The sequence below is a fragment of the Enterobacter cloacae complex sp. P15RS genome (assembly GCF_014895905.1).
GTDB classification, from domain to species: Bacteria; Pseudomonadota; Gammaproteobacteria; order Enterobacterales; family Enterobacteriaceae; genus Enterobacter; species Enterobacter quasihormaechei.
Genome location: NZ_JADBQL010000013.1, coordinates 327,225 through 337,663 on the forward strand (window position 1 = coordinate 327,225; position 10,439 = coordinate 337,663).

Annotated in this window: 1 protein-coding gene; it reads right to left on the bottom strand. The window is 63.2% G+C overall.

The window, feature by feature from the left end; genetic code table 11:
* Window positions 1–5: 5 nt before the first annotated feature.
* A partial coding sequence (locus tag IM267_RS09365; protein ID WP_193033250.1) for a BapA/Bap/LapF family large adhesin occupies window positions 6–10,439 on the bottom strand: 10,434 nt, incomplete at its 5' end.

Consider the following 10,439-nt stretch of genomic DNA (forward strand, 5'->3'; position numbering starts at 1 on the left):
TGCTATCAGGTAATGATGTGCTGCTGGTTTACAAGCTCGTCGTAGGTGGTCTGAACGTTATCAAGCGTAACGAGCGTAGATTTAGTGTAGGCGGCTCCCGTGCCGTCACGGTCGATGGAGATCACAGTATTGCCACCGCTTTGTGAAACAGAGACATAGTTCCCAAGCGTCGACGCGCTACCGTTCCAGCCCACCAGCAGATCGCCAATGTCGATCTTGTCTCCCTGCGCCAGGGAGAAGTTCGTCCAGTGGTCACCGCCAGCGCTGGTGATGTTGCCCCCCGTTGCGTTACCCGCCGTATTGTTCAACACCTGATAAATCAGCGTGTCGCCATAGGCCGTGCCGCTGATGAGATCGTTATGCTCCGAACTGACAAATTTCGGCGCCATGTTGATGGTCAGCGACGCAGTATCCTTACTACCGTTGGCATCGGTCAGGGTGTAGTTAAAGACCTCCTTGCTGGTAATGGTAGAGAACGATATCCCCGGGTTGAGCGTGTAGGTGTAGCTGCCGTCTGCGGCAATCGCCAGCGTGCCGTAATGGCCCGTAATGTTCACCTGCGTGCTGCCGGTATACGGATCCAGCGTGGTGGTCACGCCGTCGTAGCCGGTAATGCTGAGGCGGGTATCCACCGAGTGCAGCTGGTCCATTGCGCCCGCGGAGCCGGTGCCGTCGAAGATATTGCCGTCAACGGTGTGGGTGCCCGTGGCGTCGAACTGCGACAGTGAGTAGCTGGTGCCGGTAACGCTTGGGGTTATGGTGATATTTCCTACAGCCAGCGGCCCCATTCTGCCGGTATAGCTCAGGGTATAGGTCCCCGCCTCCAGATCGAGCCCCGTCAGGTTGATGGTTGCCCTGCCGCCCAGCAGCAGCCCGCCGTTAAACGAGCCAGTTCTGACGGTGGTGGCGCCGTTGGACAGCGTCCAGTCCACCGTTAACCCGCCGAGTGAGAGCAACGAGGCGACGTTAAACGTCAGCACCACGTTGTGCAGCGCGGTATTCGCGCCCACCACGAAGTCGCCGAAGCCGCTGCCCTGGGTTGAAGTGAGCAGCGCGGCGTTCCAGCTCGCCGAGCCGACGGTGGTATCCGAGTAGGCGGCGGTGCGGTGTACCGAGTTCACGTCCATCGCCGTGCTGACATCGTTTACCGCGTCCATTGGCCGCGCGGTTGGGGTGATGTTCAGCGATGCCGTGTCTTTCGAACCGTTCGGCGCGGTGATGGTATAAACGAAGGTATCCGGCGTGCTGATGCTGTCAGCACCGACCCCGCTCTTCAGGGTGTAGGTGTACTCCCCGGCCGCGTTGATCCGCAGCGTACCGTACTCGCCGGTAATCTCCGTCAGACCATTGCCGTTCACCGTCACGCCGTTAACGTCGGAGACCACGGTACCCGCCGGTGCGATATCGTCGGACAGCACATCCCCGGTGGTGGACTCGCTCACGCTTGCCACGCTGTAGACATGATCCTGCAAGACGTTCAGCGTGTAGGCCGTCAGCGCGGTGATCCCCGCCGCCGTATTCAGCAGGAACAGGTACTCGCCGGCGGGCAGGTTCAGCGTCAGCTGCGGCGAGGTGCCGCCCAGCAGCGGCGCGCGCAGCCAGCCCGGTTCAACGCGCATCTGCTCGAAGGTCTGCGTCGCATTGTTGAACTTATAGATGTAGAGGTCGAACACCGAGGCCAGCGCCACGCCGCCCACGGAGGCCTGAACCGTCATGGTGCGGGTGGTGCCTTCTTCCACGTTATAGATGATCGGGTTGGCCAGATCGTCCAGCAGGTTCAGCCCCAGCGTATTGCCAAGGTTAATGCCCACCAGGGTAAAGCCGCCCTGCGACGACGGACCGTTGTTAATGGCCTCAACGGTCGTGTCGAAGGTCAGCGAGGCGGTATCGTCCACGGCCACGATCCCGCTGCTGGTGGCGCCTTCGCCCAGCGACAGAACCAGATTTGCCGAGGCGCTGGTGCCGTTGTGGGTGATGGTGTAGGTAAAGCTCTCCGTGCGGCCAATGACCGAGGCGCTGGTGTTGGTCAGGTTATAGGTATAGCTGCCGTCCAGGTTGATGGTCAGCGTGCCGTACTGCCCCTGAATCACCGTGCCGTCAGCCGTAACGCTGGTGGTGGTGCCCTGGGCGTTGGTGACCGCGGTGACGGTGGTGCCCGCCGGGGCGTTGTCGCTGCCTGCGGTCGGGTCAACGTCGGTGATCACGTTACCCGCAAGGCTGGTGTCGCCGGACACGGTACCTGCGCTGGTCTCTTTCACCGCCACGTCGAGGCTGGTGTAGGAGCCGGTTGCCAGCAGGTTGGTGTTGTAGCTCAGGACGCGATACTGGCCATTCGCCAGGCCGGTCAGGTTGAGCGACACCCCCGCCGCGCCGAGGGTCAACAGGTCAGCGAACTGCGGCTGTCCGGTATCCACCACGGTAGTCCAGGTATTGTTGACGGCGTCAAAGCGCTGCACCACCAGCTCAAGGGTGTTGAGCAGGGAGAGCACGGCACCCGTGGCGTTGGCGTTCACGGCAATATCCGCCGTGCCGCCGCTGCCGACGGTGAAACCTACCTGCGCGGTGTCGTTGCCGAGCAGCGTCAGCACGTTACCCACGGCGCCCACCAGCAGGAAACCGTAGTCGCTGTACTGCGAGTTGGTCACCGTGGCGGTGGTCGTCAGCGCCAGCTCTTCAGCGTTGGTGCTGGCCGACAGCGGCACCACCGGTGCAAGGGCTGAGCCAGGCAGCGAGACGTTGCCGGCCGCATCGGTGGCGGTGATTTGCAGCGTCTGGCCTTCCGTCTGTTTATTGAGGAAGGTGTAGCTCCAGCTGCCGTTGCTGTCCGCCGTGGCGGTGACCGTTGAATTATCCGCCAGGCGAATGGTGACGGTGCTGCCCGCTTCGGCGCTGCCGGTCAGTACGCTGCCGTCTGCGTTGAAGGTCCCGGTTGGGGCCGTTGGCGCAGTGAGATCGACAATCACGGTCGTCGGCGTGGAAATCGGGCTGGTGCCCGAGCCGTTGCTCGCCGTGGCGGTGAAGGCATGCGGGCCTTCACTCAGTACCGGCGTGGTGAAGCTCCAGTTGCCGCTGGCATTCGCGGTGACCGTGCCCATCAGCACCCCGTTGTTATACAGGGTGATGGTCGCGTTCGGCTGCGCCGTACCGCTCAGGGTTGGCGTGGTGTCATCGGTGGTTTTTCCGTTGGTCAGGTTGCCCGTCACCGTCCCAACGTTATCGTCGATGGTGGCGATAACCGGCGCGTTCGGGATCGCCGTGACTGGAGCAATCACGGAGGTGGTGATACCCGCGTTACCGGCCTTATCGGTAGCAAAGACGATCAGGGATTCGCCGGCGGTCTGCGCAGGTGTGATGGTGGCGCTAAAGTTCCCGCTACCGTCAGCGACGGCCGTTCCAAGAACGGTTCCGGTGCTGCTGGTGATGGTGACGGTGCTTCCCGCTTCCGCCGTACCGGTCACCTGCGTACCGTTGGTGATCACCGCCAGGCTCGCCGGGGCAGGCGGCGGCGTCAGGTCAACGTTAATCGTGATAATCGGTGATGCCACGCTGGTATTGCCCGCGGCGTCGGTGGCGGTGGCGGTGAAGTTATGCGCGCCTTCCGTCAGCGTGGTGCTGGTTTGCGGCAGCGTCCAGTTGCCGTTGGCATCCGCAGTGACCGTTCCCACCAGCGTCGTGCCGTCGTAAATACGTACGGTGGAATTGGCTTCCGCCGTGCCGCTTAACGTTGGACGCGTATCGTTGGTTGGGTTAGTGCCGGTGACAGGGCCGGTGACGGTTCCCACATCATCCACAATCGAGGTGATGGCCGGCGCGACAGGGGCGGTGGCATCCACATTGATGGTGTAGCCGCCGGTCTGCGCGCTGGCGTTGCCCACGGCGTCGGTGGAGGAGAAGGTCAGATTGTGCGGCCCGTCAGCCAGCGGGGTAGACGGCGTAAAGCTCCATGCGCCGCCGGTGGCGACAGCGGTGCCAATCTGTACCCCATTATCAAAGATGGTGATCGTGGCGCCGGCTTCTGCCGTACCGGTGAGCGTTGGTCGGGCATCATTGGTTAACCCGCCGTTGGCGACAGGCGTCGCAGCGTTACCGACGTCATCGGTGATGCTGGTCAGCACCGGCAGCGCTGGCGGCGTGGTATCAATGGTCAGGCTGAAGTCGCCGGATGGCGCGCTGGTGTTGCCCGCCTGATCCGTGGCTTCTGCGGTAAAGGTATGCGGCCCGTTGTCCAGCGGCACGGTGATATCGATGGTCCAGTTGCCGTTGGCATCGGCAGTACCGGTGCCCACCAGCGTGTTGCCCTCATAGATATTCACGGTTGCCAGCGGCTCGCTGGTCCCCACCAGACGCGGGAGAGGATCGTTGGTGGTCTGGCCGGAACCGATCGCCCCGGTGATGGTGCCAACATCGTCAATCGCCTGCGTGATAACGGGCGCGACAGGCACGGTCGTATCCACAACCAGCGTAAAGCCCGGTGAGGCAGGGCTGACGTTGCCCGCGGCGTCGGTTGCCGTGGCGGTCCAGGTGTGGCTGCCGTTTGCCAGCGTGCCGGGGGTGAAGCTCCATACGCCGTTGGCATCCGCCACGGCGGTGCCCACCTGCTGACCATTCTCATAAATGGTGATGGTCGCGTTGGCCGCCGCGGTGCCGTTCAGCGTTGGCGTGGTATCGTCTGTGCTTTGCCCCGAAGCGATCGGGCCCAGTACGGTGCCAACGTTATCGGTGGCTGGCGTAAAGACCGGTGCAACGGGTACCGACGTATCCACCGTCAGGTTGAACGGCGGCGAAGTGTCGCCGGTATTGCCTGCGGCGTCGGTGGCGTTGAAGGTAATGGTGTGTGGCCCTTCACTCAGCGCGGTGGTCGGCGTGAAGCTCCAGGTACCCTGGGCGTTGACGACCGCCGTGCCAATTTCCACGTCATCAACAATAACGTGTACCGTTGCGCCCACTTCCCCCGTACCGTTGAAGGTTGGACGGGTGTCGTTGGTGGCCCCGTTGCTGGCGAGGGTTCCCGTTCCCGGGCCCACGTCGTCTATCACCGTCGTGACGACCGGAGCCGCAGGGCCAGCGGTATCCACCGTAAAGGCGAACACTGGGGAGTTGGCGGAGACGTTTCCGACGTCATCGCTGGCGTTAACGCGCAGATTATACGTCCCGTCCGTCAGGACCAGATCCGGCGTAAAGGTCCAGTTGCCGCTGCTGTCGACCGTGGTGGTACCAATCTCCACGCCGTTATTCAGCACGTGAATGGTGGTGCCCGCCTGGCCGGTGCCGCTAAGGGTTGGCGTGGTGTCATTGGTGACCTGCCCGGCGGTAAGCGGGCCGGTTACGCCACCCGGGGCGTTATCGCTGACCGAATCGATCGTCGGCACCTGTGGCGCCGTCAGATCGATATTGACGCTCCAGACGCCGGACGGCTGGCTAACGTTGCCCTGCGGATCCGTCGCTCTGACGGTAAAGTCATGCGTCCCTTCGCCGAGGGCGGTTTCCGGGGTAAAGGTCCAGGCGCCGGTACTGTCTGCTGCCACAGTACCAATCTGCGTGGTGCCATCAAATATAGCGACGACGCTGTTCGGCTCTGCGGTGCCGGTCAGGGTTGGCGTGGTGTCGTTGGTCGGATCGCCGCTTGGTACAGGCGTTGCGGCATTGCCCGCGTTATCCGTCACGCTGGTTATCACCGGCGTGGTGGAGACGGTATCGACAACGATGGTGATCCCTGCCGATGGGGTGCTTTCATTCCCTGCCGGGTCGGTGGCGGTGACGGTCAGGGTGTGACTGCCGTCATCCAGCGCAGGCGGCGTATAGCTCCAGGTGCCGGTTGGCCCGACGAGAACGGTGCCCAGCGGGTCGCCGTTATTGTAAATCGTAATGGTGTCCCCAGCCGTGCCTGTCCCGGTGAGGGTAGGACGGTTGTCGTTGGTGCTCTGCCCGTCGGCGATAGGGCCAGTAACCGGACCCACATCATCGGTCACCGCACCGATGGCTGGCGCTGTCGGGGCGGTGAGGTCGACGGTGACGGTCGCGATTGGCGACTGCCCACTGGTCTCGCCGGTGGTGGTATTCGTGGCGGTCACGGCAAAGGTATGTGGCCCTTCCGTCAGCGGCAGGAGCGGCGTGTAGCTCCAGTTGCCGTTGGTATCCGCAACGACAGTGGTCACCGGAAGCAGCGATCCATCCTGATAAATGGCGATCACGCTGCCCGGATCGGCGGTGCCGGTAAGGGTAGGCGTGGTGTCATTGGTGGTTTTATCTTTCACGTCGCCCGTGACGGGATCGACGTCATCGTTGATTGCCGTAATCACCGGTACCGCAGGCAGATCGAGCGTGGACTCCGGCACGTCAAAGGTGGTTGACGGGCTGGCGTTTCCTGCTGCGTCCGTGGCGATCAGCGTCAGCGTGGTGGCATCCAGCTGGGCCGGCGAGAGGGCGATGGTGAAGGTACCTCCCGTCGCAACGCCGGTTCCGATGATATTGCCGTTGGCGTCACGTACCGTCACGGTGGTGCCATCTTCCGCCGTACCGGTCAGCGGCGTACCCTGCTCGGCGATGTCGATATTCGTTGGCGTTGCAGGCGGCAGCGTATCCACCGTCACGCTGAGATCGCCGGAGCTGACGGAGGTATTCCCCGCGGCATCACTCGCGGCGACCGAGAAGGTGTGCGGCCCTTCCGCGAGCGCAGGGTCGGCGGTCCAGGACCACGTCCCGTTCGGCTGAACCACCACCACGACCGGAGAGGCGACGCCGTCAACGGTGACCGTTACGTTCGAACCCGGCTCGCCGATCCCGGTAAGGGTTGGGGTGCCGTCACGGGTGTAAAGCACGCTGTTCGCCAGCTGGCTGTCAGAGACGGCGTCAATTTGCGGTACGGTTGGCGTCTGGGTATCGACCGTCACGCTAAAGACCGGGCTGACCGGGCTAAGGTTACCCGCATCATCCACCGCGGCAACGGTGATGTTCAGCGGGCCATCGGTTTGCGTCGGCAGGGTATAGGACCATTGACCGTTGACGACGTCAACGCGATCCACCTCCACGCCGTTGTTGTAGATGATCACCGTTTCGCCGGTGGTGCCGGTGCCGCTCAGGGTTGGCGTAGTGTCGTTAGTAGACCCGCCGTTCTGCGCGCCAGCGATGTCGCTGATGACCGGGGTAGTCGGGTCAAGGGTATCTACCGTTATCGTGATACCGGCTGATGGCACAGATTCATTGCCGGATTCATCGGTGGCGGTCGCCGTGTATTCGTGCGTCCCTTCGCCGATGTTGCTCTCCGGACGCCAGGTCCAGTTGCCATTACCGTCTACCGTAACGCTGCCTACGGCCTGCGGCGCGCCTGTACCCACCTGGTCATAGATGGTAATGACGTCGTTTGGCGTACCGGTGCCGCTCAGTACCGGACGCGGATCGTTGGTGGATCCGCCATCGGCCACCGGACCGGTGATCTGGCTCACGCTGTCCGTCACCACCGGAACACCAGGCGCGGCAGGGGCGTCGCTGTCAATGGTAATAGTCACCGGCGTGGACGGCGCGCTTTCGTTCCCGGCGCTGTCCTGGTTGGTCACCGTCAGGGAGAGATCGTAGGTGCCGTCAGGCAGCGGGGTAGTTGGTGTCCAGGTCCAGTTGCCGTCGCCGTCGATCTCGGCTTCACCAATTTTGGTGGCGCCATCGTAAATGTTCACGGTATCCCCCGGCGTGCCCGAGCCGCTCAGGGTTGGCGTGGTATCGCGGGTAGTCTCCCCCGGATTCAGGGCAGTACCCGGCGTGCCGCCGTCCGGGTTGACGGTAATGTCAGGAATATCCGGCGTTGCAGGCGCGGTCGTGTCGATCGCCAGCTCAAACGGTGGCGAGATGGTGGTGTTACCCGCCTCATCCGTGGCGTGGATCGTCAGCGAATGCGGACCCTCCGTCAGCGGCGTGGTTGGCGTAAAGCTCCAGCCGCCGCTGCCGTCGAGCACGGCCGTGCCGAGCAGGGTGGTGCCGTCATAGATAGTGATGGTGGTGCCTGCCGGTGCGGTACCCTGCAACTGCGGCAGCGTATCATCGGTAGTATCCCCGCTGTTAAGCGGAACCTGCACTGGACCAATATTATCGGAGACGGTGTCAATGGTGGCCGCCAGTGGCGGAGTCGTATCGACGGTAAAGGTAAAGCCGCCAGAAGGCGCGCTGGTATTACCTGCCGCATCGCTCGCAACGACGGTGAAGGTATGCTGGCCGTTCACTAATGGCGTGGCAGGCGTAAAGGTCCACGCGCCGGCGCTGTTAACGAGGGCTGTACCAATATCCTGCCCATCCAGTCGGATCGTTACGGTGGTTCCCGGCTCGCCGGTACCGTTCACGGTAGGGAGCGTGTCGTTGGTGATGCCATCGCTGTCCAGCGCCCCCGTAGTGCCCGGTACGTCATCAACGACCTGCGTAATGGCCGGGGCGCCCGGAACGGCGGTATCCACCGTGATGCTCCAGGTGTTCGATGTCCCGCTGAGGTTGTTGTCGGCATCAACCGCGGTCGCCGTCAGCACGTGCCCGCCGTCCGGCAGCGCGGTAGCCAGCGTGATGGACCACTGGCCGTCAGGCCCAACCGTACCGGTGCCAATGACGGTAGTGCCGCTGTAAAGGGTGATGGTGGTGCCTGGCTCGCCCGTTCCGTTGATGGTTGGCGTGCTGTCGTTGGTGAGACCGTTCTGGCTGACGGGACCGGTATCGCCTGGCGCATCGTCCACCACGCCGGTGATGACCGGGGTTTGCGCTGCGGTGATGTCCGGCGCGTCAAACGGCGCGGTCGGGCCGGTGTTGCCGGCGGTATCGGTGGCATCGGCGGTCAGGGCTTCGCCGTTGGCTTTCGGCGGGATCAGATCAACGCTGAAATTACCCTGATCGTCGGCAACCGCTTCCCCGACCTTCACGCCATTTTCACGAATGGTCACGGTGCTGCCCGGCTCGGCTGTACCGGTCACCGTGGTGCCGTCGGCAGAGATAACCACATTTTCCGGCGCCTGCGGCGGCGTGCTGTCTGGCGCGTCGGCAAAGCCGGACGGACTGGTGTTGCCGCTGCCGTCGGTAGCCGTCACTTCAAGGGCCTCGCCGTTGGTCTGGGCTGGCGAAATCGGGATAGTGAAGGTGCCATCCGGGCCGGCGGTGGCCTGGCCGATGGTCGTACCGTCTGGCGCTTTAATGATAATCGTGCTGTTTGGCTCGGCGGTTCCGCTGACGCTTGCCCCGTCTTCTGCCACCACAAGGTTACCCGGTGCGGCAGGCGGGGTGATATCCGCAGCGTTAACCAGCGCCGGTGAACTCTGGTTGCCTGCGGCATCGGAAGCGACCACGGAGATGATCTCGCCGTTCACTTGTGCAGGGTTGAGGTTGGCGACGTAGTTGCCGTTGCTGTCGGCAGTGGCGGTCCCGATTTGCACCCCGGCGTTGTTGGTGATGACAATTTTACTGCCCGGCTCGGCGGTACCGGTGATTTGCGTGCCTGTGGAGTTGAGCGTCGCCTCCGGCATGTCTGGCGGCGTAAGATCGACGGTGAAGTTGATCGGCTCAGACAGGCCGCTCTGGTTGCCTGCCGCATCGGTTTCGCGCAGGGTAATTGAGTGTGCACCCTCTGCCAGCGGCGTTGTCGGCGTGATGCTCCAGGTACCGTTCGGCAGAACGGTGGTGCTGCCAATCGCAACGCCGTTATCGTAAACCGTAATCGTGCTGCCCGGCTCTCCGCGGCCCGTCAGACGCGGCTGTGACTCGTCGGTAACCTGTCCGGCGGTAATCGCGCCTTTCAGTCCTCCGGTATCGTCATTAACGATAAATCCTGTTGGCGCCGGCGGGGTGGTGACATCCACCGTTACGGTAAAGGCCGGCGAGGCCGGTCCGGTGTTACCGGCGACGTCGGTGGCGCGTACGGTAAGCTGGTGGCTGCCTTCGCTCAGGTTTACCGTCGGCGTAAAGCTCCAGCTTCCGTTGCTGCCCACAACCGCGGTGCCAATGGCAATGCCGTTGTCATAGATGGTGACCGTAGAGCCCGCTTCCGCCGTGCCGGTGAGCTGCGGGCGCGGATCGTTCGTGGTGCTTCCGCTTCCGAGCGTGCCGGTATTGGGCGCAACGTCATCAGTTATGCTGACGATCGCCGGGGCACCCGGCGCGACCGTATCCACCACGAAAGTCACCGCCGTGGACGCCGGGCTGGTATTGCCTGCGGCATCGGTCGCGGTGGTGGTAATAGCGTGGTTTCCTTCAGACAGGTTGGTCGACGGGGTAAAGCTCCATTTACCGCTGGCATCGGCCGTGGCGGTACCGATCTGCTTGCCGTTGTCATAGAAGGTAATGACGGTGCCAGCTTCGCTGATGCCGCTAAACGTCGGGCGTGCATCGTCCGTGCGCTGTCCGTTGCTCAGCGGGCCGGCGTCGGTGCCCACGTTATCACTGACGGTGACAATCTGCGGCGCATCCGGCGCGGTGAG